Origin of the sequence: Cryptosporangium sp. NPDC051539, assembly GCF_044454545.1 — a bacterium.
In the GTDB taxonomy this organism is placed as follows: domain Bacteria; phylum Actinomycetota; class Actinomycetes; order Mycobacteriales; family Cryptosporangiaceae; genus Cryptosporangium.
This window is the reverse complement of the sequence record NZ_JBITDV010000012.1, coordinates 164,482-189,855: the sequence shown is the minus strand read 5'-3', so window position 1 is coordinate 189,855 and position 25,374 is coordinate 164,482. Positions and strand designations below refer to the sequence as shown.

At 72.6% G+C, this 25,374-nt stretch carries 17 protein-coding genes and 1 riboswitch; of the genes, 5 read left to right on the top strand and 12 right to left on the bottom strand.

What is annotated here, in order from left to right:
• Positions 1-47: 47 nt before the first annotated feature.
• The gene (locus tag ACIBZJ_RS32940) at positions 48-716 is read left to right on the top strand and encodes a GPP34 family phosphoprotein (protein WP_395936638.1); all 669 of its coding nucleotides are present in this window, start codon (positions 48-50) and stop codon (positions 714-716) included.
• 63 nt (positions 717-779) lie between these two features.
• Positions 780-965 carry a DUF4236 domain-containing protein gene (locus ACIBZJ_RS32935; RefSeq protein WP_395936636.1) on the top strand — a complete coding sequence of 62 codons (186 nt, stop codon included), beginning with the start codon at positions 780-782 and terminating at the stop codon, positions 963-965.
• 64 nt (positions 966-1,029) lie between these two features.
• Here ACIBZJ_RS32935 and ACIBZJ_RS32930 read toward each other — a convergent pair whose 3' ends face one another.
• Genes ACIBZJ_RS32930 through ACIBZJ_RS32915 form a run of 4 tightly spaced genes read right to left on the bottom strand, consistent with a single transcriptional unit; the run spans position 1,030 to position 5,846 of the window.
• Positions 1,030-3,162, bottom strand: a complete 2,133-nt coding sequence (locus ACIBZJ_RS32930; protein ID WP_395936634.1) for a phage holin family protein — start codon at positions 3,160-3,162, stop codon at positions 1,030-1,032.
• Between the two features lie 8 nt (positions 3,163-3,170).
• Positions 3,171-3,863, bottom strand: coding sequence for a DedA family protein (locus tag ACIBZJ_RS32925; RefSeq protein WP_395936632.1), 693 nt, complete (start codon positions 3,861-3,863; stop codon positions 3,171-3,173).
• Positions 3,860-4,627 (bottom strand): MBL fold metallo-hydrolase, encoded by a 768-nt coding sequence (locus ACIBZJ_RS32920; RefSeq protein WP_395936630.1) that lies wholly within the window; start codon positions 4,625-4,627, stop codon positions 3,860-3,862. Before ACIBZJ_RS32920 ends, ACIBZJ_RS32925 begins: the two co-directional genes overlap by 4 nt.
• Before the next feature lie 22 nt (positions 4,628-4,649).
• Positions 4,650-5,846 carry a glycoside hydrolase family 6 protein gene (locus ACIBZJ_RS32915; RefSeq protein ID WP_395936628.1) on the bottom strand — a complete coding sequence of 399 codons (1,197 nt, stop codon included), beginning with the start codon at positions 5,844-5,846 and terminating at the stop codon, positions 4,650-4,652.
• A 313-nt stretch (positions 5,847-6,159) separates the two neighbouring features.
• A riboswitch (cyclic di-AMP (ydaO/yuaA leader) is annotated at positions 6,160-6,337 on the top strand.
• Between the two features lie 176 nt (positions 6,338-6,513).
• Between ACIBZJ_RS32915 and ACIBZJ_RS32910 the strand changes: the two genes are divergently transcribed.
• Positions 6,514-7,200, top strand: a complete 687-nt coding sequence (locus ACIBZJ_RS32910; RefSeq protein ID WP_395936626.1) for a transglycosylase family protein — start codon at positions 6,514-6,516, stop codon at positions 7,198-7,200.
• Between the two features lie 176 nt (positions 7,201-7,376).
• Positions 7,377-7,823: a MarR family winged helix-turn-helix transcriptional regulator gene (locus tag ACIBZJ_RS32905; RefSeq protein ID WP_395936624.1), complete on the top strand. Its 447-nt coding sequence runs from the start codon at positions 7,377-7,379 to the stop codon at positions 7,821-7,823.
• Here ACIBZJ_RS32905 and ACIBZJ_RS32900 read toward each other — a convergent pair.
• Together ACIBZJ_RS32900 and ACIBZJ_RS32895 are read right to left on the bottom strand one after the other, a co-directional pair.
• Positions 7,812-13,802, bottom strand: a complete 5,991-nt coding sequence (locus tag ACIBZJ_RS32900) for an AAA domain-containing protein (RefSeq protein WP_395936622.1) — start codon at positions 13,800-13,802, stop codon at positions 7,812-7,814. The genes ACIBZJ_RS32905 and ACIBZJ_RS32900 overlap by 12 nt on opposite strands.
• Positions 13,803-14,042: 240 nt before the next feature.
• Positions 14,043-14,699: a PadR family transcriptional regulator gene (locus ACIBZJ_RS32895; protein ID WP_395936620.1), complete on the bottom strand. Its 657-nt coding sequence runs from the start codon at positions 14,697-14,699 to the stop codon at positions 14,043-14,045.
• 65 nt (positions 14,700-14,764) lie between these two features.
• Here ACIBZJ_RS32895 and ACIBZJ_RS32890 point away from each other — a divergent pair, with 65 nt between their 5' ends.
• Entirely contained in the window at positions 14,765-15,430 is a 666-nt protein-coding gene (locus tag ACIBZJ_RS32890; RefSeq protein ID WP_395936618.1) for a maleylpyruvate isomerase N-terminal domain-containing protein, read from the top strand.
• Here ACIBZJ_RS32890 and ACIBZJ_RS32885 read toward each other — a convergent pair.
• From ACIBZJ_RS32885 to ACIBZJ_RS32860, 6 genes are all read right to left on the bottom strand, one after another.
• Entirely contained in the window at positions 15,427-16,917 is a 1,491-nt protein-coding gene (locus tag ACIBZJ_RS32885) for an FtsX-like permease family protein (protein WP_395936616.1), read from the bottom strand. The genes ACIBZJ_RS32890 and ACIBZJ_RS32885 overlap by 4 nt on opposite strands.
• A gap of 3 nt (positions 16,918-16,920) precedes the next feature.
• Entirely contained in the window at positions 16,921-17,706 is a 786-nt protein-coding gene (locus ACIBZJ_RS32880) for an ABC transporter ATP-binding protein (RefSeq protein WP_395936614.1), read from the bottom strand.
• Positions 17,706-18,248 (bottom strand): PadR family transcriptional regulator, encoded by a 543-nt coding sequence (locus tag ACIBZJ_RS32875; RefSeq protein ID WP_395936612.1) that lies wholly within the window; start codon positions 18,246-18,248, stop codon positions 17,706-17,708. The genes ACIBZJ_RS32880 and ACIBZJ_RS32875 overlap by 1 nt, the downstream gene beginning before the upstream one ends.
• Positions 18,249-18,333: 85 nt before the next feature.
• Entirely contained in the window at positions 18,334-20,637 is a 2,304-nt protein-coding gene (locus ACIBZJ_RS32870) for a helicase-associated domain-containing protein (protein ID WP_395936610.1), read from the bottom strand.
• Between the two features lie 44 nt (positions 20,638-20,681).
• On the bottom strand, positions 20,682-23,057 hold the full coding sequence (locus tag ACIBZJ_RS32865) for a putative bifunctional diguanylate cyclase/phosphodiesterase (protein WP_395936608.1): 2,376 nt from the start codon (positions 23,055-23,057) through the stop codon (positions 20,682-20,684).
• Positions 23,058-23,174: 117 nt separating this feature from the next.
• Complete coding sequence (locus tag ACIBZJ_RS32860; protein WP_395936979.1) at positions 23,175-25,310, bottom strand: MMPL family transporter; 2,136 nt, start codon at positions 25,308-25,310, stop codon at positions 23,175-23,177.
• Between the last annotated feature and the right edge of the window lie 64 nt (positions 25,311-25,374).

Genomic DNA, 25,374 nt, shown 5'->3' with positions numbered 1-25,374 from the left:
GGCGCGCGGACCGCGCCGGACTGGTCGGGCCCGCTTACCGTGGTCGTATGACTGTGATCCCGCTGCCTGACGAGCTGCTGCTGCTGGGCTACGACGACGCGGCAGGCAAACCGTTGATCTCCGCCACCTCCCTCGACCTCGGGCTCGCCGGTGCGGTGCTGGTCGAGCTGACGCTGGCGGGCCGGATCGGCGTCGAGGGCAAGAAGGTGCGGGTCGTCGATCCGGCGCCGGTCGACGACCCGATCGCCGAGGCCGCGCTGGACAAGATCCGCGCCTCGAACAAGCCGCGCAGCGCGCAGCACTGGGTCCAGACGCTCCGCTCCGGCCTGCGGGAGCAGATCCTCGACCGGCTGGTCGAGACCGGCGTCGTGGAGCGGGAGGAGAGCCGGGTCCTCGGGCTGTTCCGGCGGGTGCGCTACCCGGCGCTCAACCCGGCCCCCGAGACCGCGGCGCACGGCCGCCTGGACGCCGCGATCCGCACCAACGACCTGTCCGGACGCCACACGGCCGCGCTCGCGTCGCTGGTCCGGGCCATCGATCTCGGTCCGAAGCTGTTCCCGGACCTGCCTGCCCGGCAGGTCAAGAACCGGCTGGGCGAGATCGCCGAAGGCGACTGGGCCGGCAAGGCGGTGAAGGACGCGATCAACGCGATAAACGCCGCGATGATCGCCGCCACGACCGCCGCGACGACCGCCGCGGTGACGACCAGCAATTAAACGATGTTCGCCCACATGCGACCCGGGGTACTGAGTGCTCAAGTTCGACCTGAGGAGACACTGATGCCGATCCAGTACCGGAAGCAGCACTCGTTCGGCCCGCTCAAGTTCAACGTGACCCAGAACGGCTTCTCGTCCTGGTCGATCAAGTTGGGCCGCTGGTCGTGGAACTCGCGGACGAAGGAGCAGCGCTACGACCTGCCGGGCCCGTTCACCTGGCGCAGCCGCCGCGGACGCGCCAACAGCTAGTCCCCGTTCCGCGAGTCGGCACCGTCGCCGGGCGCGCGCGGCGCACCCGGCGACGGCCGCTCGACTAGTACAACTCGGCTTCGCCGGTGGTCACGCTGTCGAACGGCAGGTCCAGCGCAGCCACCGGCGGAGCCGGTTCCTCGACTGCGGCGGTCGCGGCCACGGCGTCCGCATAGGAGTCGTGACCGAGCCAGGCGAGCCAGGCGCGCAGCACCTTGTGCACCTCCTCCGGCCCCACCAGGGGCTCCACCGGAGTGGGGAGGCCGACCGGGTACAGCAGGAACGCGGTCGTCTGCGGACCGCCCAGCCCACCGTGGGAGCCGACCAGCGGCTCGAACGCGGCGACCTCGTCGGTCTGCGGGTCGTGAAGGCTGTTGATCATGACGTCGGCGACGTGCGGATACGAGTCGGTCCGGCGAACCTGCGCCGGCGCGTACGGCCCGAACGACGCGAGCGGGTCGACGTCGCCGACCACCTCGCCGGTCTCGAGGTAGTGGGCGCCGTGCCGTCCCAGCACCACCGACCCCCGCTCCTCGGTCTTGAGCAGCAGGAATCCGACGCCGGGGTGCTCGACGAGCGTCGGGAGCAGGTCGGGGTACGTGGTCTGGATCGCCTCCAGCGTCATCCGCTCGGTCTGCTCGGTGAAGTAGACCAGCCCGAGGTTGCCCGACCCGAGAACGAGGACGCCCTCGCGCGCGGCCGCTTCCTCTTCCGCGGACCGGACCCGTTCCCCGGGGTTGGCCGGTTTGTGCTCGCCCGCGGGCACCAACCGGCGTAGGGCCCGCGCGGCGAACCCGAGGTTGCTGGCTTCCGGTCCGGTGAGGTTGTCTTCGGTGGCACGGGGTTGCTGCCCGCAGGACGCCTGCACGATCTGCTCCAGCGTGACGCCGTACCGCTGGGCGAACGTGGCGCCCTGGCTCTGCCCGTGGTCGGACAGCACGACCAGCCGGTACGGACGCGGAGCCAGTTCGGCCGCCCGGTCCAGGCGTCCGATCTGCTGGTCGATCGAACGCAGCACCGCGAGCGTGTCGTACCGCTCGATGCCGGAGTGGTGCGCGACCTCGTCGTAGCCGGTGAGGTCGGCGTAGACGACGGTGCGACCGGCCATCATGTCGTCGAGCACGCCCTCGACGACCAGGTCGCGGGTGACGACCGTGGCCAGCGCCCGCACCAACGGGTAGATGCCGCCGCGGGGCACCCGGGGCCGCACGTCACGTTGCCGCTGCGTGGTGGCCGCGATCAGCTCCCGGACGACGTCGAACAGTGCGCCGGTGAGCGTCCGGACCGCGTTGTAGGGGTTGGCGAAGTAGCCCTGGTAGCCGGCGCCGAGGCGGCCCTTGCGACGCCCGGCGCTGCTCAGCGTCACGCTCTTGTGCTCCGCGTCGCCGGTGAACAGGTTGCCGCGGCTGGCGCCGTCGGTGTGCAGCAGGCCGCGGCCGTCGGAGTGCCGCCGCTCGATCTCGGCCGCGTCGGCGGGCCGGTTGCTCACCATCAACCGGCCGTGATCCTTCTCGTACCAGCGGAACGCGGGCATGTCCCGGTTCGAGCCGTGCAGGATGCCGGCCTGGGACGCGCCGGTCTGCGACGACCAGTCGGTCGTCCAGGGGATCAGACGGTGGGTCCCGTTGCTCAGCCAGCGGGCCAGGGTCGGTACGTCGCCGTCCCGGATCGCGCGCTGCAGCACCTCGTGGCCGAGCCCGTCGATCTGCACCATGACCAGCCCGGGGATGCTGTTCGGACGGCCGAGCCGGCGGCGCGCCCGGCGCCGGGCCCGGCGGTGGAAGAACTCGTCCTCGTCGACGCCGATCAGCGAGCTCGTCAGGCCGGTGACCGCGGACACCGCGAGCGCGACCAGCACGCCGGTCGGCGCGCCGGGCAGCCGGACGTCCGGGATCTCGCGGAGGCCGTAGTAGACCACGAGTCCGTTGAGGACGAACGCGCCGACGCCCATCGTCAGCACCGAGACCGCGAGCGCGAACCGCATGAGGAACGGCCAGACGACCGCGTTGATCACGCTCAGCACGACCGAGACGACGACCGCGTTGGTGGGCCGGCCGATGTCGAAGCCGGGCAGCCCCAGCGACAGCGCGCCGACCGAACCGGCACCGACCAGCCACACCAGGATCAGACGGGTCGCCGTGCGTCCACCCCGGAGCAGGCGCCGCCCGCCGCTGCGCAGCCGTCGGAAACGCGTCACGGGCTGGTTCAGCCGACCTCGGCGCGCACGTCGCCGGAGGTACCGGAAGCGTCTCCGCCCCGGGTCGACTGCCGGTTCGCCAGCCAGCGCTGGACGTAGCGGGCGATCACCGAGACCAGCAGCGTCGCGAGCACGGTCACCGCGATGCCGACCAGCGGGTTCGAGAACAGCGAGCCGCCGAGCAGCCCCATCACCGCGTACGCGACCGCCCACACGGCCGCCGCGAACGCCGCCCCGGTCAAGTACCGCGGCCAGGGGTAACGCACGGCGCTGGCCGCGAACAGCGTCGGCAGCCGGCCACCCGGGATCAGCCGCGAGACCACGAGCACCTGGGTGCCGTTCTCGGTGAGCCGCCGACGGGTGTCGTCGAGCCGGGACCGGCCTTCCGCGGTGTCGGGCGAGAACGACGGCAGGTTGCGTGCGACCAGCCGGGTGACCCCGCGGCGGCCCCAGCGGAACAGCGCGTAGACCGCGCAGTCACCGGCCCAGGCCGACGCGGCGGCCAGCGCGATGACCTCGACCAGCGACACCCCGCCGTTGTGCACGGCGAGGACGGCGGCGGCGCTCACGGCCGCACCGGTGGGGATGACCGGGATGATCGCGCCGATCAGCACGGCGACGACCAGCACGGGGTAGCTCGCGGAGGCCGCGTCGGCGACCCGGTCGGGCCAGGCCGTGGCCAGGATGGTCGTCGCTGTCATCCCACCTCCACCCGGCGTCCCGGCTCGGTGTGCAGGACGCGGGTGGACAGGCCGAGCTCGGTGACCGCCTGGGCGTAGCGCCGGGGCGGGTCGACCAGGCGCGCACGCATCCAGCGGCCGATGCCGTAGGGATGCAGTGTGCCCCAGTGGATCGGGACGGCGTACGTCGGCCTCAGACGGCGGGTGGCCTCGGCGGCGCCCCGCGGGTCGAGGTGGCCGGGCCCGAGGTTGGGCCCCCACCCCCAGACCGGGATCAACGCGACATCAAGACCGAGAGACCCCAGTTCGTCCATCTCGTCGAACTCGTCGGTGTCACCGGCGAAATAGACCCGGCTCGACGCGCCCTCGACGACGTAGCCGACCGCGAGCGCCCGCGGACCGAACGGCGGGCGGTAGCCGTCGTGGACGGCCTTGGTCGCGGTGATGCGCACCCGGCCGACGTCGTGGAACTTGCCCGGGGACAGCTCGACGACCTCGCGGAAGCCCTTGCGGTACAGGAACTCGCCGGCGCCCTCGGGGACGATCAGCAGCGTGTTCCGGCCCAACCGGTGCAGCGACGCCAGATCGAGGTGATCGGCGTGCAGGTGCGAGATGCAGACCGCGTCGACGTTCGCGTGCAGCGACGGGTCGAGCGGGGCGGCAGTGCGGCGCAGTACGTTCGCCACCCGGGGCAGCAGCACCGGGTCGGTGAGCACCCGGACACCCTCGAGGTCGATCAGCACCGTCGAATGCCCGAGGAAGTGCAACGACGGTAGCTCGGCCACCCCTGTACGGTACCCCGACCGGCTACGAGCTCAGCTCGTACGCGGTCTCGGCGATGAACTGACCCGCCGAGCCGCTGCACCCGTCGGACTCGCCCGGACGCTTGACCCAGAGGTAGGCCGCGACCTTCGCGTCGCCGGTGGCCGTGGTGGGGTTGCGCCCCAGTTTGCGGCCCGACGGATCGCACCACTCGCCGTCTCCGGCGGGGCCGTTGCCGTTGCGGGACGTGTCGATCACCATCTGCCCGCCGCCGAGCGCGGCCAGCACCTGCTTGCCGTACGCGACCTCGTTACCGGACGTCCGGTAATTCGACGTGTTGAGTGCGATTCCGTCTCCGTACTGCCGGGCACCGGCCCGCTCGGCGCGGCGGGCGGCTTCGCCGGGAGCGAGCCACGCGGAGTGGCCCACGTCGTAGTAGACGCGCGCCTTGGCGCTCTTCTGTTTGATCGTCTTCGCGGCATAGGCGAGCAGGTCGAGTCGCTCCTGTTGCTGGCCTTCGGAGAGGCAGTCGGTCAGGTGCGGGAGCGAGTCAGGTTCGAGGACGACGATCGACGTCCCGGAGCGGAGGCCGGACGCGAAATTGCTGATCCAGGTGCGGTAACCGTCGGCGCCGTCCGCGCCGCCGGCGCTGGCGCCGCCGCAGTCGCGATTCGTCATGTTGTAGGCGACCAGAACCGGCACTTCGCCCTTGGACGCCGCCTGCGCGGTGTAGGCCCGGACCGCACCCTCGACCTCACCCGGATCGTCGGCGGCGAACCAGCGGGCCTGCGGTTGTCCGGCGATCCGGTCCCGGATCACGCCGACCCGCGAGTCTCCGGAGTTTCCGGCCACCCACTCGGCCGCCTGGCCCTCGGAGTCGACGTAGAGGGCGCCGAGCGGGCCGGCACCGGGCCGGTTCGACGTCGAGGCCTTCGGGACCGGCGAGGCCGGTAACCCGGGGGGTAACGCGATCGCCGAGCGTCGTGGGGAAGCGCTTTCACGGGTCTTGCGATCTTCGGTCGTGGAGCAGCTCACGGGCGCACAGGTGGGCTCCGGCCGGCCGGTCGCGTTCGCCGCCACCAGGCTCGTGCCGCCGATCACGACCACGGAGCCGAGCGCGGCCGCGCCCACCCCAGCGGTGAGCACTCGGCCGTTGGCGCGCCCACGACGGTGCAGAGCGAGATAGGGGCCGGCACGCAGTCCGACCCGGGAGAACAGGCCGGCACGTGGGGCGTCGGTCATGCGTCCCATCTTGTCGACGGCGAACGCCCGCGCCCACTCTCCTACCTGGCACTTGAGGACTCTTTAAGGGAACTTAACATCCCGCGACGAACTCGCCTCGGTCAGTTACCCCGCTCTTCGGGAGTTACGTCAGCAATCAGGCTTTAAGCGATAGACCACTGTGTCGCGCGTTGACGCCGAATCGACGCAACACTAGGGACTGCTTTGAGGGCCTAATGGCTTTGCGCGACACTTTTCTCAATCACGGTCCGGTAACTTGGCATTCGCCCCATTTTGTGGTTCTGTCGTTTTCGTCCGTTCACCGCGGACCTCATGCCCGGCTACGCCGAATCCTGCCCCGGGCGATGAGACCCGAACTTCCGGCAGGAGCGGGGGAACCACTTTTCCGGCGTCGCAGTTCGACGCCTCGGGGTGAAGCCACGTACAGCGTGGCCGGGCCGACTCAGCCCGAACCCGACAGCTCACCTCGTAGGCGTGGAGAGGGTCGGATATGTCTAAGGAGTCTTCCCATACCGCCCAGTCCAGCGCCGAAAGCCCGCGTCAAGCGGGCGGACGGCATCGGGCGCCAGGGCGCCTGAGCCCACTCGGCCGACGCCTGGCACTAGCCGTGGCCACCGGTCTCGCGGGCCTCACACCGTTGGCCATCGCTTCACCGGCCAATGCGGATGTGAACTGGGACGCGATCGCGCAATGCGAAAGCGGAGGGAACTGGTCGATCGACACGGGGAACGGCTACACCGGTGGCCTGCAGTTCGCCTCGTCGACATGGAAGGCGCACGGCGGACGTAAGTACGCCGCCAGCGCGGACAACGCAACTCGTTCGGAGCAGATCACGGTCGCCAGACGCGTGCTGCGTAGCCAGGGCATCGGAGCCTGGCCGGTCTGCGGTCCACACGGGTACAGCACGAAGAGGTACCGGACCAGTTCGACCGGCGAGGCGAGCCGTAGCTACAAGCGGCACTCGTACACGAAGAGCTCGTCGTCGTCGCACCAGAAGCACACCTGGAAGAGCACCTGGAAGAAGCGCTCGTACCACAAGTCGACGTCTTCTTCCCACCAGAAGCCGGCCTCCGTCCACCGGAAGCCGACCGTGGTGGCGGTGCACCGGAAGGGTGCGGCGCACGTGACGCACCCGACCGCCATCCAGGACTTCGTGCCGCAGCGAATGTTCAGTGCCTCGCAGCGACCGACGGTCGCGACGGTCCCCACCTACCTGGTGCTGGCCGGCGACAGCCTGGTCAAGATCGCCGCCGCGCACCACGTCGAGTGGCGGGTGCTGTTCGAGAAGAACCGCGCTCTGATCGGCGCCGATCCGAACGTGATCCACCCCGGGCAGAAGATCCTGATCGGATAAAGGACAGATCGCCAGAAAGCAGGGGGTCCCGGTCTTCGGGCCGGGACCCCCTGGCAGATGGCTGTCCGACTCGGGCTGAACGGACGACTGCGGGGCGCCTAGCGAGACCGCCATCATGACTGTTCCTGCAGGTAGCGAGGGTTACCGCCTGCCGTAAATGACCACAAAGGAGTGTCATGTCGGCCACACCGGGCGCGGTCGCCGACGAGCTGAGTGTTCTCCTCGGCCGGCTACATCGGACGCTGCGCCGCGCCTCCCGGGGCGACTTACCGGACGATCCGCTCCCCTCCGCGCAGATGGAAGTGTTACGCGTGGTGCAGGCGACGCCCGGCATCGGTGTGAAGGCCGTGGCGTCGGCGCTGGGGACCGCGCCGAACACCGTCAGCACACTGGTCGGCGACCTCACGGCCAGCGGGCACCTGGAGCGGCTCCCCGATCCGCAGAACCGCCGGGCGGTCCGGCTGACGCTCACGCCGGCGGCGACCGCACTGGTGGACGGCTACACCGACCACCGACGTCGCATCGCGGCGTCGGCCGCTGAGCAGCTCCCGCAGGACGACCTCGACGCGCTCGCCGCGGCCCTCCCGGCCCTCAACCGCCTGCTGGTGCTGTTAGGCGGGTGACCGTCGCAGCAGACGGGCCGGGAACTCGGCGTCGGTGGTGAAGCGGACGATGCCCAGCTGACCGTAGGTGGGGTCGACGACCGGGACGTCCCGGCGCTGCTCGGTCGCGGCCACGACAGCGGCGGCCTCGCGGGCGGTGAGCCAGCCCGCGGTCTCGGTGCTGGCCTCCTCCTGCCGCATCAGCTCGACGTTGGCCCGGTTGCGCCGCGCCTCGATCGACCCGTCGGGGTAGTAGCAGGCCCAGCCCACGATCTTGCCGCCGAGCTGAACCGGCGTGTCCACTCCGGAGCGGTAGGCCTGCAGCACCGCGCGGGCCTCGTCCGGCCGGAGCGAGGCGACCTCCTGATAGGAATCTTCGGACGGCGGCTCCGGGAGCACCGGTAGCTGCCGGGTCAGGTCGGAGACCGGGGGCGCCGCCGGGGTCGCGGGCTTGGCTCCGCCCGGGCCGAGGGAGTCGCCGTTGCGGTCCTGCCACCAGCTGACGGGCGAGCCCGAGGCGGGTGAGACGTGGGCGGCGCCCTCCGGGGCCGGCGAGGTGGGGCGGCGGGTCGGGAGCGCAGGCGGCGTCAGCGGGACGAGGACGGCGTCGGCCGAGCGGGCCAGGCCGGGGAGACGGATCGCCGGGTGCGAGGGGTCTCGGCGGAGCAGCTCGTCGGGGGTCGGGATCGTGGGGGCGTCGCCGACCCACTGCTGCTGGGGCGGCTGGCCGGGTTCTTCGGCCGCCTCGACCATCGAGGGTTCGAGGTTCTGCACGGCGGTGCGGAGCTCGTCGAGCCGGCCGGCGACCGCGGGCTCGTCGTCCAGTGCCTCGTAGGGGGCCTGGGCCTGGGCCTGTGCCTGGGCCTGGGTCGGGGTGGGGGTGGGGTCGGGGATCATCGGGAGCAGGACCGTGAGGTCGTTGTAGGAGGTCGCGGGGTTCTCCGCCGGCCACTCGTCCGGGGTCCACTCGTCGGGGGCCCATTCGGCGGCGGTCTCGTCCGCCTGCGCGGCGGGGGCGCCCTGCTCGGGCCCGATCTCGCTGGGGCCGGTCTCGCTGGGGCCGGTCTCGTGGAGCCCGGTCTCGTGGAGCCTGGTCTCGTGGGGCCTGGTCTCGTGGGGCCTGGTCTCGTGGGGCCTGGTCTCGTGGTGCCCCGGCTCGCTGGGGCCGGTCTCGGCGTTCTTGGCTGCTGCCTCCGGCGGCGAAGGCTCGGGGGTGGCTTCGGCGTCGTGCGCCGGATCGGCGGCGCTCAGCGGTTCGGCGGAGTCGTTCGAGTCCTCCGCTGCCTCCACGGCCGACGCGGCCTCGGCACCCGGCCACTCCGGCCGAACGCCCTCCGCCGTCTCGGCGAAAGCCGCCTCGGGGAAGGCCCCCGCGGAAACGCCCGCCTCCGGGAAGGCCGCCTCCGGGCCAGCCGCCTCCGGGAAGGCCGCCTCCGGGCCAGCCGCCTCGGGGAAGGCCCCCGCGGAAACGCCCACCTCCGGACCAGCCGTCCCGGGGAACGCCGTCCCGGGGAACGCACCCTCCGGACGCGCCGCCGTCGGGAAGGCCGCCTCGGGGGCAGCCGCCTCGGGAAGGGCCGCCTCCCGGAGGGCGGCCTCGGGGAGCGCTGTCTCGGCGAAGGCGGCTTCGGCGATGGCCCACGGCGGCTGGGAGGCCACCGCGCCCTCGGGCGGTTCGACCAGCCAGCGCGACTCCTCGGGCAGAAGGCCGAGATCGTCCATCAGCGGCCACAGCCCGGACAGCGCCGCATCGGGGTCCCGGGCGAACAACGTGCCCCGCACCCGCCAGAACACACAGCCGCCGACCCTCTCCAACACGGCCTGCCGACGCATCTCCTCCGCCCAGCGGGCCACACCCCGGTACCGACCGTGGTCGCACTCGATCGCGAGCCGGCGCCCGTCGGTCGTCGGCACCACGAAGTCGACCCGGTGCCGCCCGATCGGGTACTGCACCGCGGGCCGGACCCCCAGCTCCAGCAGCCGCCGCAACACCGACCGCTCCAGTTCGGACTCGCAGGCCGCGTACAGCGACTCGTCCGGTACCGGCTCGGCCGCCAGCGCCGCGAGCCCGAGCTTCGGCGCCGCGCAGTACCGCAGCAGCGCGGCCCTGGCGTCGTCCGGATGCAAGTTCTCCGGGCCGGCCGAGTGGAACACCCACATCTGGTCCTTGGCCCGCGAGGCCGCCACGTTCACCCGGCGGTGGTGGTCGGCCCCGGTGAACGCGGCCCGGGCCTCGTCCCGATCGGACACGACCAGGCTGACGAACATCACGTCCCGCTCGGCGCCCTGGAACGTGTACGAGTCGCCGACCTTGAGTGCCCGCCGGGCCATCTCCTGCTCACCCAGGTGCCGGACCAGCTGCTCGTTGATGTACTGCGCCTGCCCGCTGCTGGCCAGCAGGCTGATCACGCCGAACGTCAGGCCCGCGTAGTCCGGGTCGGCGGCCAGGCGGGAGATCGTCGCGACCAGCGCGTCCGCCTCGGCCAGGTTGACCTCGCCGTACCGGTCGCGCTTCTCCCGGGCACCGGGCACCCGGACGACCCGCATCGGGTCGAGCTTGCCGCGGTCGGCCCGCAGCGGCTGCACGGTGCCGTCGTACCACTGCTCGCTGGAGAACGAGATGATCTCCGGCACGCACCGGAAGTGCTCGGTGAGCATCAGCGGCTCGGGCGAACGACGGACCGCGTGGTCGTACAGGCTCGTCGTGACGTCGAACAGCGGCCAGGACGGCAGGTCGCCGAGGTGGTCCTGCCCCAGGCGCGCCACCTCGTCGTGCGCCAGCCCGATCGCGTACGGACCGATCTGCCGGTCGTCACCGACCACGACGGCGCGCGTGCCCAGCGACAGCACCGGCATCGACAGCAGCCCGCACTGGCTCGCCTCGTCGACGATCACCACGTCGAACGGCGTCGTCCCGCCGGTGAACTGCTGCAACGCCCGGTCGACGGACATGATCCACACCGGAACCGCGGCGACCGCGTCCCGCATGTGCTGCTGCGCCAGCGCGGTCCAGCCGGCCGACCGGCGTCCGGACCCTTTTCCGACTTTTCGTAACGCGGACGCCCAGCCGGCCAGCGCGTCGCGGGCCTGATCGTCCATCCGGCCCGCGGCGGCCAGCCAGGCCGACCGGGTCGCCAGCTCGCCGACCAGCTCACGGGCCCGGTCGCGCAGCGCGTCGGCCTGCCGCCCGAGCGCACCGGTGTCTTCGGTGCCGATGACGAGACGCAGCCAGGTGTCGGCCCGACGCCAGTTCCAGGCCTGGTGGCTGATCGCCGGGTCGGGCAAGCGCCCCTCGGCGGCGATCCGGCTGGCCCAGAGCGGGGCCTTGGCCGAGAGCGCCGCGTGCAGCTCCTGCCAGCGCTGCATCGCCGGCCCGGCCGCACGCAGCCGGTCGGCGTCGGCGAGCACGGATTCCCACAGCTCGTAGTCGCCGGTCGCCCAGGCGCGGTCGAGCTCACGCCAGTGCGGCGACGCGTTGGCGTCCAGCAGCGCCTCGTCGATGACCCCGCGGACGGCCGCGCCCTCGCGCTCGGCGTCGTCGCTGTCGAAGACGACCACCAGCTCGGCGACTCGGGTGGCCACCGTGGCCAGGGCGTTCGGGTCGGCCCAGTCGGCCTCGCCCGGATTGCCCGCGCGCAGGTAGACGGCCAGCCGCTCGCGCAGCGTCGGCCAGTAGCGCAGTCCGATGTCGACGACGTCGCCGACCTCGCGGAGGTACCCGCTGATCACCTCGACCGTGCTGGGGTCGTCGGGCGCCTGCGGCCCGTCGAGCTCGGCGACGAAGTGGTTCCAGCGCTCGGTCAGGCGGTGCCGGGCCCAATCCAGCCGGACGGTCGCCAGGGCGGCGTCCACGTCTTCCACGGTGCGCAGCGGAGCGCCGTCGACCCGGATCTCGTCCCGGACCTGGGCCAGCCGCCGGTGGATCAGGCGGCTGACTCCGCGCGCCTCCACCAGGCGGAGCCGCAGCATGTCGAGATCGGTGCGCAGCTGACGCGGGTCGGCCCAGAGCTCCTCGGGGATCTGCACCGCGCGGCCGGCCAGGACGCTGCGCCAGCGTGCGGTCTCGGTGAGCATCTCGGTGCAGCCGGCGACCTCGGCCTGGCAGGTCTCGCGCCAGGCGGGCGAGACCGCGAGCCGCCCGGCCAGCCGCCACTGCCAGGGCTGGTAGGCCCGGGCCCGGTGGGCGACCCGCCAGACCTCGTCGGCCAGCCCGGCGATCTCCGGACGCCCGGCCGACCGCACCGCGTTGGTGTCGACGCCGAGCGACGCGAGCGAGCCGACCCGCTGACGCAGCGAGTCGCTGTGCTCGTCGGTGCGGGCCAGCCGGTTCCCGTCCGGAAGGGACTCCCGCTCGGGGAGCCTGCGCTGTGCGTCGCCCAGGTCTTCGGGCCGGTAAGTGTTCGTGAGCAGGGTGAGTTCCGCCAGCTCGGCCTCGGCCAGCGGGAACGGCGCGCCGGGCTCGATCGCGTCGACGACGAACGCCAGCCGGGCCTCGTTGGCCCAGAGCCACTCGGCGACCTCGACCGCGGTGGCCTCGGCGCCGTCGAGCAGGAACGTGCTGCTCTCCCGGTCGGCGACCGTACGCAGCGCGTTGTACTTGCCGGCCAGGTCCTGCTCGGCGGTGTCGAGCGCGGCCCAGAGCTCGTCGACGGCCTCGGCGGCCGCCTCCTGGTCGAGCGCGCCGGCCTCGGCCTGGAGCTGGCGGACCGCGATCTCCAGCTGGCCGAGCTGCTTGGCGCTCGAACCCATGACGCTGATCGCCAGCGGCTTCAACGGCTGCGGCAGCTTGTCGCGCACCTCGGCCAGGGGCTCGTCGCGGTGGGACACGACCAGCACCCGGCGGCCGTGCGCGACCAGGTGGCAGATCAGGTTCGCGATCGTGTGGGTCTTGCCGGTACCGGGCGGCCCCTGCACCGCGACCATCCGCTGGCGGGCCAGCCGCCGCGCGATCGTCTCCTGCTCGAGGTTGGCGGGCAGCGGGAAGAGCAGCCGCTCACCGATCGACTGCCACTGCTCGGGCGGATCGTCGGGCAGCACGAGCGTCGACGGATCGTCGGCCAGCAGCGCGGCCAGCGAGCCGGACGGGACGTGCCCGGCGGCCAGCGCGGCCCGGAAGTCGCCGAGGAAACCGGCCAGCGCGGTGCGGCGCGGGCGGAGCACCAGCAGACCGGTGTCGCGGATGTGTGGTTCGGCCAGCTGGGCGTCGTGCCGGACCACCCGGGGCGGTAGGCCGAGGCGGCGCAGGGCCGAGCGGTAGAACTCGGTCCGTCCGGCCTGCTCCCAGGGGTCGAGGCTCATCGCGCCGCCAGGACCGGCCAGGTCGTGCAGGCGTGCGTCCGGAGCGTCGGGCAGCGCCTCGAACGCGTCGGTCTGCAGGCGCAGCTCACCGGTCGGCGTCACGGTGAGCGCGCCCGAGTCGGGATCGACGTCGATCGCGACCGGAGCGGCCAGCAGCGGGTCTTCGACGGTCAGGCCACCGACCTGGCCGCGGAACAGGCCGAAGCCCCAGACCAGCTCGTGCGAGGCCTCCAGCCGCACGGCCGCCTGCCGCAGCTCGACCAGCCGGGAGTACGCGTTGCGAACGGCGTCGGCCTCGGCGGCCTTGATCGACCAGGGCTGCCAGAGGCGGGCCAGCCACTCGTCGACGGCGGGCTCGACGGCGTCCGGATCGAGATCGGGGTCGCGCTCGGCGGCGATCTCGCGCCAGCCCTCGCGCAACGCGGGCCGGCGGCGCGGGTCGTCGACCGTGCCGTCGAGGAGCGAGCGGACGACGGCCGGCAGGTCCGGCGGGCGCGGGCGGGGCGGCCGGACGAGCTCCAGCCACCGTTCGGCCTCCGGCGCGGGTTCCGAATCGGACACCGGGTCCCCGGCCATCCAGCAGCCGGGTTTGCCGGCGGGAAGGGTCGCCTGCCAGACGACCGAAGCCGCCGCGTCGAGAGTTCTCGCCGGACGGGTCGAGAGCGCGCGCACCGCCGACAGGTAGTCGGCGAATCGGGACACGCGACTACGTAATGCCTCGACCCGGTCGGTCGCCGCCGCCACTGGAAACACCGCCGTCACTAGCGCCTCTCGATCCCCCACCGGCCTTCGGCCGACCGTACCGGTGAACACCGCCCGGACGGCAGGGGTCCAGCGTTACCTCACCCGGCCGGATGAGGTCCCGGTAGGCCACCTGACTACCCGGAGGCGTCTGTTGCGTACGAGCCGGATTCGCGCCCTTGCGACGAGCGAGAATTTACGTCACTCGACTCGGTTCGTGTGCGCCGGAGCCATCCTCCGCTCGAAACGCTCGATCATTGCCCCCAGAGCGCGGCGGGAATCGTCGCTCAGACCGCCACCGTGCACGTCCGGCCAGCCGGAGATCTCGGCTTCGGCGGCGTCGCACCAGTCGAGCATCGTCTCGGCGAAGGCGCCGTAGAACCGGGCCAGCAGGACGACGAGGTGGGCCCGCTCCGGGAACGGGCCGCCGCCGTCGAGATACGCGCGGAACTGCTTGACGGCGACCGTGCCGGTCTCGACGACCGACTCGCGGGTGGCCCGGACCGCTTCCAGGGCGTCGGCCTTCTCGCCCTGATCGGCGAGCAGCAGGCGGAGCAGCCCCTCGATCTCGAGTTGCGGCCCGGCCGGGGGCGTCGCGAGCCAGGCCCGCAGGGCCTCCCGGCCGACCGGGGTGATCGCGTAGGTGGTGCGGGAGCGGTTGCCGGTGCGTTCGGTGGTGGAGGTCGCGTACTCCCACCGCACCAGGCGTTTGACCTCGGCGTAGATGTGCGCCTCGCTGCGCGGCCAGAACAGCCGCATGCTGCGTTTGGCCTGGTGGGCGAGGTCGTAGGCGGCCCACGGACGAATCGCGAGCAAGCCGAGGAGCGCGAAGGAGCTGGTGGTGGGTTCGGTCGGCATCGCGCTTGACAGTACTCCAAACTGGAGTAAGTCTGATGCTCCAGACTTGAGCATCGGAGACCACCGTGCGGAATCAGATCGAGAAAGCGCTCGAGGCGGCGCACCGTCGCTTCGTCGACGCGGTGCGGGCCACACCCCCGGACGTCGCGGACCGGACCGTCCCGGCGTGTCCGGACTGGTCGGCGGCGGATCTGGTCGCGCACGTGCTGACCGTCTACCGGCGGGCGCTCGGCGACCGGCGCCGGAGCAAGACCCCGGAGGAGACCGCCGAACTCAACGCGACCGTCCTGGCCGAGACGCCGGAGCGCGATCTGGCCGTGCTCGCCGACCTGCTCGACGCGGACGGACCGGCGAGCTTCGAGGTGCTGAAGAGCTTCCCCGCCGACCTCAGCTTCCGCTTCCACGGCGGAGGTCGCACCACGGTGACGCCGGTCAGCGCCGTGATCCTGGGTGAGCTGCTGATCCACGGGCACGATCTGGCCGAGACGACCGGCGGCACCTGGGAGATACCGGCCGACGAGGCACTGCTCGCCCTGCGGGGCACCAGTGCGCCCGGCCCGGACGGCCATCCACCGATCTTCTCGGCCTGGCTGAAGCCGGGCGGCGAGACGCTGCTCGCCGGCGTGAGTCAGGGCGACGACCCCGTCGGGACGATGCTGGCGCTCTACCGCCGTACCGCCCCGGCCTCTCCCGAGGTCGCCGCCCTGGCTCCGTACCTGCGCTCGCTCTAGGACGCGGTGCGCAGTTCACCGACCGCGATCGCCCGGCGCAGTACCAGCAGGCCCAGTCCGCAGACCAGCAGCGTCGTGGCGATCGCGCCGACCGCCAGCAGGGTCAGCCCACCCCACGGCACCAGGCCGTGCAGCTCGATCGTGATCGTCCGGCTGGGTGTCCAGTGAGACGACTCGTCGCACCAGGTCTGGACGTTCGCCCCGGACGGCGGCACGCACGACCGGCCGGCCTCCTCTTCGAACGTGCCTGACTGGCCGTACACCGCCCGGGCGGCGACCCCGCCGACGATCGTCGCCAGGACGACGCCGGGCACCAGCGGCAACGCGGTCTGCCAGAGCAGCGCCCTGGCCAGGACGCCCGCCGGCGTGCCCTGCGCGGAGAGCGCGGCCAGCGTCCGGCGTCGCTCCACGACCTGCTCGATCGTCGCGACCAGCAGTCCACCGGCGGCGACGACGATCGCGATCCAGACCGCGAGCTGGGTCAGCGCGAACGCCCGGTCGTAGAACGGGTCGTGCGGGCCGGTCGTAGTACCGAGCTGCCTGGCGACCTCGACCTGGCCGGCCCAGTCGGCGGCGAAGACCGCCCTGATGCCGAGCGCACCGGCTCCGACCAGCACCGCCGCGAGCACGGCCACGAGCGTCCGGCTGGCCGCCCAGGGGTCGGCGACGAGCCTGCGGCCGGCCAGCAGCAGCGCGGGGCTGCTCGCCCGGGACGCGACCCGGCGCCCGATCGCGGCCGACAGCGACGCCCCTCCGGTGACCAGCCCGGCCAGCGCGACGAACAGGAACCCGACCTCGATCAGCATCGCCCACCACTTGCCCCAGTCTCCGCCGAGCACCCGGAGGATCAGCCCGATGCCGGCGAGCCCGGCCGTCCCGCCGACGAACAGCAGCGCGGGCAGCAGGCGCGGCGGCCGGGACGGGCGGTTACGGACGACCCCGAACGCGCTCATCGTGCTGCGTCGCAGGGCCAGCGCGGCGACCAGCGCGCCACCCACCGGGACGACGACCGCGACCAGCAGCACCCACCAGGACGGCAGCACGTCGGTCGGCAGCAGACGCGGTGCGGGCCGGTCGAGCACCGCCCGGCCGATGAAGTACACCGAGAACCCGACCACCGTGCCGACCGCGGCCGCCGCACCGGTCTCCGCCGCGGCGATCTTCTGGGCCTGGCCGGGTGTCGCACCGGCCATCCGGAAGTCGGCCAGCCGCTTGTCGCGGGCCGGGGCGCCGACCCGGACGCACTGCCCGACGAACGAGAGCACCGGCAGCCCGAGCAGCATCAGCGCGAGGATCACGCCGGGACGCAGGCCCGGCTCGACGAGCAGGCCATTGGTGTAGTCGCCGGTGCCGCTGACGGCCTGGACGGTGGCCGCGGCGAGCAGCAACAGGGTGGCCAGCAGGCCGCCGAACGCGGTCAATCCGATCCGGAGCCCGTCGAGTCGGCCGCCGCTGACAGCGAGACGGAGCACTACCTCGGGACGCATGGGTCAGCCCTCCTCTTCGTGGGGTTTCGAGTCGGCATCCGCGCCGAGCAGGCGGGAGCCACGAGTGGCGACGGTCAGGCCGTCGTCGACCACGACGCCGTCCCAGAGCGCGATCTCGCGCTGCGCATAGGCCGCGACCTGGGCCTCGTGCGTCACGATCAGGACCGCGGTGCCGTTCTCGCGGGCGACCCGGGTCAGCTGCGTGAGCAACTGCTCCCCGGCCAGCGAGTCGAGCGAGCCGGTCGGCTCGTCCGCGAACAGCACCCGCGGACCGGTCACCAGCGCACGCGCAACGGCCGCGCGCTGCTGTTGGCCTCCGGAGATCTCCCCCGGGTAGCGACCGCCCAGGTCCGCGACCCCGAACCGGTCGAGCCAGGCCGACGCCGTCGCGAGGGCCGGTGCCCGCTTGGCCCCACCGAGCAGCAGCGGCAGCGCGACGTTCTCGGCGATCGTGAGCTCGCCGGCCAGTTGTCCGAACTGGAACAGCACGCCGAGGTCGGTGCGGCGCAGCCGGGCCCGGTCGGCTTCCGACAGCCGGTCGATGCGCCGACCGGCGAACGTGACCTCGCCGTCGTCCGGCCGGATCACGCCGGCCAGGCAGAGCAGGAGCGTGGACTTGCCGGACCCGGACGGGCCGGTGATCGCGACGATCTCACCCGGGCGGATCGCGCACGAGACGGCCCGCAACGCCGGCGTCCGGCCGAACGATTTCACCAGGTCGGTGGCGGTGAGCACAGCCGGAGCGTCGGGTTCGGCGGCCTCGTCTCGGGTGGCGGCGGAGTTCGGCATCAAGGTCGTACCTCCTGGCGTAGGGCAGTCATCCGGGACAGGGTCAGGTCGATCCAGCGCAGGTCGGCGTCGAGGTGCGCGAGCGCGTAGTCGGCGGCGAGCACCGCGCCGACCGAGGCGCCGTCGGCGGTCTTCGCCGCGGTGAAGTCGCGCATCCGGCCGAGGTGAGCGCGGCGCTGGGCGCGCAGGTAGGTGACGGCGAGTCCGTCTTCCGCCTCGTCCAGCAGGAGCGCCGCGACGACCTTGGTGAACAGCGCGTTCGTGACGTGCGGAGCCGGGGGCTCGACCACGTCGAGCCAGTCGTGGAGTGACTTGCGGCCCTCCTCGGTGATCGCGAAAACCGTCCGGTCGGGGCCGTCGACGCGCTCGACGCCGGCCTCCTCGGCGAGGCCGTCGCGGGTCAGCCGCTCGAGCGTCGAATACACCTGCCCGTACGCGAGTGGCCGCGCCTGCGGGAACCGGGAGTCGTACGCGCGCTTGAGGTCGTAACCGTGCCGGGCCCCCGAGGCCAGCAACGCGAGGAGTACCTGTGGCGTGGACACGCTCCTACTATTCACTGAGTGAATAGAAAGCGCAACTAGTCACTCAGTGAGTAGTTGTCGCGAGTGAACGGCCGCCGTCAGCGGGCTAGGCCGGAGAGACCGCCCGGATGCGACTGAGCAGGAACATCCGTTCCGCGTTGCGCAGGTGGCAGAGGGCGGTGACCGCGTCGCCGGTCAATTCCGCCTGCTCGATGATCCGGCTGGTCGGGGCGCCGGTGGCGCTGATGTAGTCGATACGGACCGGGCCACCGGTCTCGATCGCGTCGACCAGCGCGGCCCGCTCGCCGGTGGAGAGCGCCTGGGCCCGGCGGGCCACGATCCGCTCGGAGTCACTGTCCGCCTGCCTCGGCAACGGCAGCGCGATCGCCGGAGCGGCGAGCAGCCGGTCGGCGACCCCCTCGGCGTCGACGGTCGACGCTCCGCCGGACGGGGCCACGGCGGGTGCGGCGGCCCGCCGCCGGGTGCGGCGTTCGACCCGGGTGCCCCCGCCTTCGGTCAGACCGGTCGGGGCGTACCCGGCGTCGCGGAGCACGGCGAGCGTCGTGTCGGGATCGGACGCCGAGATCAGGACGCCCGGCGCGACCGTGCGCAGCCGCAATCCGCTCAACGCCTTCGTCGCCACCAGTTCGGCGAGCAGCGCCGGATCGTCCGCGCAGACCACGCTCGCGGCCGGCGCCACCCGCAGGTGCCCGTGTCGCCGGGCGACGTCCCGGACCAGGTACACCAGCGCCTGCGGCAGCCCCGCGGTCGCGACCGCGGCCAGCCCGTCCAGAAGCGCGTCCGCGTCGATCCCGGCGTCCAGTGCGGCCCGGACGCCGGCCGGCGAGAACCGCCAGGTCGACGCCGCCCCGGACGCCTCCCGCTCGGCCGTGCCGTCGAGCAGCGTCGCCAGCCCGGCGGCCGGGACGCCGGACACCACCGCGGACAGATCGGACTGGAACGTCACGGTGGTCACCGGCACCGGCACGAGCCCCTCGGACGCCGACGCGAGCGCGTCCGGGTCGTCGGCCAGGCCCTCGACGAGCGCCCGCGCCAGCGGGGTCGCCGCCCCCAGCGCCACCACCCCGAGCCGCTCGGCGTCGGCCAGCACCGCCGCCGTCCGCGCGGCCACCGTCTCCTGATCCGCCGGGGTGGACGCCAGCGCGATCGGCGACCGCCAGGCCAGCACCGCGGCCAGCGCCTCGACGTCGTCCACCCGCCCGCCGACCGGCAGCTCGACCAGGTACGTGAGGACGTGCCGCCGCAGGACGGCGTCGGCCACGCTGCCCGCGCCCGGCCACCAGCCCGCGAGCAGCGTCGCCAGCCGGGCCGCGGGTTCGGCGTCCCGCCAGGCGTCCGCGGTGCGGGTCAGCGTGATCTCGCCGTCGACGGTCCCGAGCAACCCGGCCGCCATCGCGACGGCCAGCAACCGGTCGAGCGCGTCCCCGGTCAGTCCGAGCGACTTCGCGGCCCGCCGGAACTCGCGCACCGCGAGACGCCCGGTCTTCGTCGTCGCGAGCGGCGTCCGGTCGCAGAGATCGAGCAGCCGCCCGGCGTCCGCCAGGATCTGGGTCACGGCCGCGGTGCCGGCCGCGATCAGGTCGGCCTCGACGACTTCGCCGCACACCGGCGACGGCGGCTCGGCGCTGAACGGCGCGCGGTAGTCCGGCCCGCGGAGCGCGAGCCCGATCTCACCCGGGAGCTCGACGTCGTCCCAGCTGATCCGGGCCAGCATGCCCCGGTCGAACGCTTCGTCGACGGGGGCGCCACGGTGGGCCCGCTCGGTGTTGCCGCGCAGCCGCGGGCCGTCCCAGGCCAGCGAGTGGAGCAGGCGCTGCACGTCCGGTGACGCGGAGCCCACCCAGGCCCGCACCGCCTCGGGATCGGCGAGTGCGTCCCGCACCTGGTCGAACAGCTGGCTCTTACGCTTCGCCGGGTTCGCTACCAGGCCCTCGGCCACCGCTCGGAGCCGCTCGGAGACCAGCAGCGGCAGCGCGTCGGTGAGCCGGACGCCGAGCCCCAGTGGTTCCCCCAGCAGCCGCAGCGGTGCCGCCAGCGCAAGGCCCCCGTCGCTGTCGCCGTCGCTGTCGCGCACCAGCAGGGCCAGTTCGCGCAACGCGTCGAGCGTGTCGTCGAACAGCGCGCTGCGCGTGGCGTCCACATCGAGCAGTTGGGCCAGCCCGGCCTCGGACGCGAGGCCGCCGAGCGCGGCCATCGCTTCGGCGACCTGCAGCCCGGCCCGGCTGACGCGGGCCAGCGCTCGTTGCACCGAATGGACGGCGGAGAGCCGCTCGGCGAGCTCGGAGAGCGAGCGCGGCTCGGGCCAGGCGGCGGCGTCCGGCCGCGCGGCCAGCAGCGAGGCGAGAGCGGCCCGGTCGAGCCCGCGCACGTGCGCGACCAACTGGTCCACCCGGCCACCGTAGCGCGCACCCCGCGGACCGGCCGCCCCCGCGGCTACGTGCCGGTCGACACCCGGGCCGGTGCCGGCGTCTCCCGGACGTACTCCGGGTGCGCCGGCTGCGGTCCGGCCGGGGCCGGACGGCCGAAGAGCCAGCCCTGCAACCAGTCGCACCCGCGATCCACCAGCGCATCCGCGAGTTCCTGCGTCTCGATCCCCTCGGCCACGACCTCCAGCTCCAGCGTGTGAGCCAGGTCGATGCACGCCTGCACGATCGCCGCCGCGGCCGGATCCTCGAGAATCTTCGTGGTCAGCGACCGGTCCAGCTTCAGCTCGGTGGCCGGCAGCCGCTGCAGGTACGACAGCGCCGAGTACCCGGTCCCGAAGTCGTCGATCGCCACCCCGATCCCGGCCGACCGCAGCACCGCCAGCGCGTCCCGGCCGGTATCCAGGTCGCCGATCGCGGTCTGCTCGGTGATCTCGACGGTCAGCGCCTCGGGCGGCAGCCCCCGGGCCGTCAACCCGTCGAGCACCTCGTCCATCAGCGTCGGCGACGCCATGTCGGACGCCGACAGGTTCACCGAGACCGTCGCCGGCGCTCCGGCCGATCGCCAGACCGCGACCTGGTCGAGCGCCATCTGCAGCACGCGCCGGGTCAGGTACGGCACGAGCCCGGTCCGTTCGGCCAGCCCGACGAACCGGTCCGGCGGCACCATCCCGTACCGCGGGTGCACCCACCGGACCAGCGCCTCGCACCGGATCCCCTCCAGGCCCGACACCGCCACCAACGGCTGGTAATGCAACTCGAGCCAGCCGCAGTCGGCACTCGACGCCGGCGAGGCCGGGACCGCGGGAGTCGTACCGGTCAGCACGGTCCGCAGCTCGCCGGCCAGCTCGAGCGCGTCCCGCTGCTGATCGGCCCCGAGCGGGTCGAAGCGGGTCCAGCCGCGCCGCTCCGCCTTGGCCCGGTACATCGCCATGTCCGCGCAGCGCAGCAGTTCCAGCGCCCGCTCGGCCGGCGTGCCCTCCGGCGCGTCCGACTCGACCGTCACCCCGATGCTGACGTCGATCGGCAGCGCGATCCGGCCGGCCTGCAGCGGCTGCCGCACGGCCCGGAACAGGCGTTCGACGACCTGCTCGAACGACTGGCCCGCGGATACCGCGGTGAGCACCGCGAACTCGTCGCCGCCGAGGCGGGCGACCAGGTCGTCGGGCTCCAGCGCGTCGGCCAGCCGGGTGCCGACGGCGGCCAGCACGCGGTCGCCGGTCTGATGACCGAGCCCGTCGTTGATGTCCTTGAAGTGGTCGAGGTCGAGCATCAGCACCGCGCGCACCGCGGCCGTCGGCTTACGCCCGGCCAGCGCCTCCTCGACACCCTGGAGGAACCCGCGCCGGTTGTAGAGGCCGGTCAGGTCGTCCGAGAGCGCCAGCCGGTGGAACTCGGCGGCGGAGAGCATCGAATGCAGGCCGAGCGCCAGCCGGATCGCCGAGAAGGCGATCGCGATCGCGGCCAGCACGACGACCACGACCGGCAGGGTGAGCAGCGCGGCACCGACCACCACCGACGCCGCGAGCACCATGGTGACCAGCGGAGTCGCCAACTCGACGAGCCCCAGCGGGCGGTACGTGAGCCGGTGCGGCCGCTGCCAGGCGGCCGCCGCGATCAGCAGGCCCGCGTACGACCAGATCGGGTCGAGCATCTCGACGGCGGTGCCGTTCTGCGCGACCAGGCGGGCCAGCCAGGCGTCCCCGACCGCGGTCAGTACCACGGCCGCGGCGAGGAACCCCCACGCCCGCCCGAGCCGTCCGCCGGCCAGCGTGGCGACCGCGGCGAGCGAGCCGATCATCACCATGTCGAGCGTCGGGTAGTACAGGTTGACCAGCGATTCGATCGGCCCGTCGGTGTCCCAGGTCAGCACCGAGGAGCCGACCGCGGCGGCGAACAGCGACGCGGCGAGGAACGCCACCGCCGCCGCACCCACGTACACCTCGGTGCGCATCGACCCGACCCGCGCCCGGGCCAGCGTCCAGAGGCCCAGAATGAAATGCGGAATCACCGGAAACCAGACGATGTCGGCGAGCGATGCGCTCGGCACGCGTCCGGCCCAGGCGACGACGTCGTAAATGAAGTAGCCCGAGCCGTTGAGTCCGACGCCGACCGCGAAGAACATCCAGGCCCAGCGCTGGTGCTGGTTGGTGACCGCGCGGGTAGCGGTCACCCCGCAGGCGATCAGCAGCGTCGCCGCGAACGGCGCCCCGTCCGACCAGAGCCGCGCCGGGGAGGTCTCGCCGTGGCCGGTCCAGACCCAGGCCGCGTGCACGGTCATGAGCACGGCGGCGAGACACCACGCTGCCGCCACCACACGATGGCGACGTGGCGCCCGCCCGCTCGACGTCGACGCCGGATCGGACCAGGCGGCAGTCGGGCTCATGCGCCCCTCCCGCGCGCGGGGTAGCCGATGAGTTCCCCGCCTACAGTCGGTTCGTCCGCGGGCGCGACGACATGAGAACAACGGCCCCCCGGTGAACCGGGGGGCCGTCGAGCACGCTCAGACCGAGACCGGCTCCCGCGCCGGCGCCTCTTCGTCACCCTCGTGGATGCCGTAGCGGGCGTAGAACCGCTTGAGCGGGCCCGGTGCCCACCAGTTCGCGTCACCCAGGAGCCGCATCGTCGCCGGCACCAGCAACGCCCGCACGATCGTCGCGTCGACGAACACCGCGATCAGCATCGCCACACCGATCAGCTTGATGAACGTGATGCCGGAGATCGAGAACAATCCGATCACCACCAGGATCAGCAACGCGGCACTGGTGATGATCCGGCCGCTGCGCTGCAACCCGACCGCGACCGCCCGGGTGTTGTCACCGGTCCGGTCGTACTCCTCCCGGATCCGCGACATCAGGAACACCTCGTAGTCCATCGAGAGCCCGAACACGATCGCCAGCACCAGGATCGGCTGGGTGGCTTCCAGCGTCCCCGTCGAGGTGAAGTTGAGCAGCCCGGACAGGTGCCCGTCCTGGAAGATCAGCACCAGCGCACCGAACGAGGCCCCCAGCGACAACACGTTCATCACGACCGCCTTGAGCGGCAGCACCAGCGACCCGAACGCCAGGAACAGCAGCACGAACGTGGCCCCGACGACGATCAGCGCCATCCACGGCAGCCGGTCGCCGATCGTGGACAACTGGTCGGTCAACGCCGCGGTCTGACCACCCACCAGCACCTGCCCGTCGGTCGGCACCGCACGGATCCGCTCGACCAGCTCCCGGGACTTCGCCGAGATCGGGTCGCCGTCGAACGTGATGTCGACCAGCGCGGTCTCGCCCTTCGAGTCCGCGACCCGGACGCCGGTGACCCCGTCGACGTCACGGACCGCGGCGACGTACCGGTCCAGGTCCCCGCCGGTCACGACCGCCTTGATCGGCGACTGACCGTTCTGCACGAAATCCCGGTCGAGGGTCTCGGAGACCACCCGGCTCTCCGTGCCCGCCGGTAGCGCCCTGGCATCGATGCCACCGAACTCCACCCGCAAGAACGGAGCCCCAGCCACCAGCAGGAACGCCAACACACCAACCGCGTAAACCACCGGACGACGCATGATGCTGTGCGCCAGGCGATACCAGAACCCGTGCTCGGTCTCCGTCGCCCGCGGCTTCCGGCGGAACAGCCGCCGCACCGACAGCGCGTCCACCCGGTGCCCGAGTACGCCCAGCAGCGCCGGCAGCACGGTCAGCGCCGCGATCATCGCGATCAGCACCGCCGACAGCCCGCCGAGGCCCATCGAGCGCAGGAACGAGATCGGGAAGATCAGCAGGCCGGCCAGCGAGACCGCCACCGTGACGCCGGAGACCGCGACCGTGCGGCCGGCCGTCGACATGGTCCGCGCGACCGCGTCCTCCACTGCCGCACCCCGGGCGAGCTCCTCCCGGAACCGGCCGACCATGAACAACCCGTAGTCGATCGCCAGGCCCAGCCCGAGGATCGTCACCACGTTCACCGAGAACACCGACACGTCGGTCAGGTAGCTCAAGCCGCGCAGCGCGGTGAACGCACCCAGGATCGCCAGACCACCGACCGCCAGCGGCAGACTCGCCGCCGCCAGGCTGCCGAAAATGATCACGAGCAGGATCAACAGCACCGGCATCGAGAGCGTCTCGGCCGTCGCGATGTCTTCCGAGACCCGATCGCTGATGTCCCGGTTGATCGCCGTGCCGCCGCCGACCTGCATCGACAAGCCGGGAGCGGCCAGGTCTCCCTCGATCTTCTCGAGGCCGTCGGCGCGCTGTTCCTCGTCACCGGCGAGCGTCAGCACCGCGTAGGTCGCGTGCTTGTCGTGGCTGACCAGGCCCGGGCTCTTCGTGCTCCAGTAGGTCGCCGACCGGGTGACGACGTCGCCGGGCAGCTTCGCCAGCGTGCCGGTCACCGCCGACGCGAACGCCGGGTCGTCGACCGTCGCGGTCGCGCTGCGGTAGAGGACGACGACGTCCGCGTCGTCGCGCCCGAGCTCCGCGTCCGCCGTGGCGATCGCACGGGAGCTCTCGCTGGACGGGTTGTCGAACCCGCCGCCGATCAGCTTGCCGAAGACCTGGGTTCCCCAGATGCCGGCGAACGCGATGAACGCCACCGCGAGGCCGAGCACTATCCATCGCCGGCGGTACATGGCCCGCCCGAGCCGCTCGAACATCATTGCCCCCATGGCAATCGTGCGATCTCTGATCGCAGTGCGAACACTGTAAGCTGCGTACAGC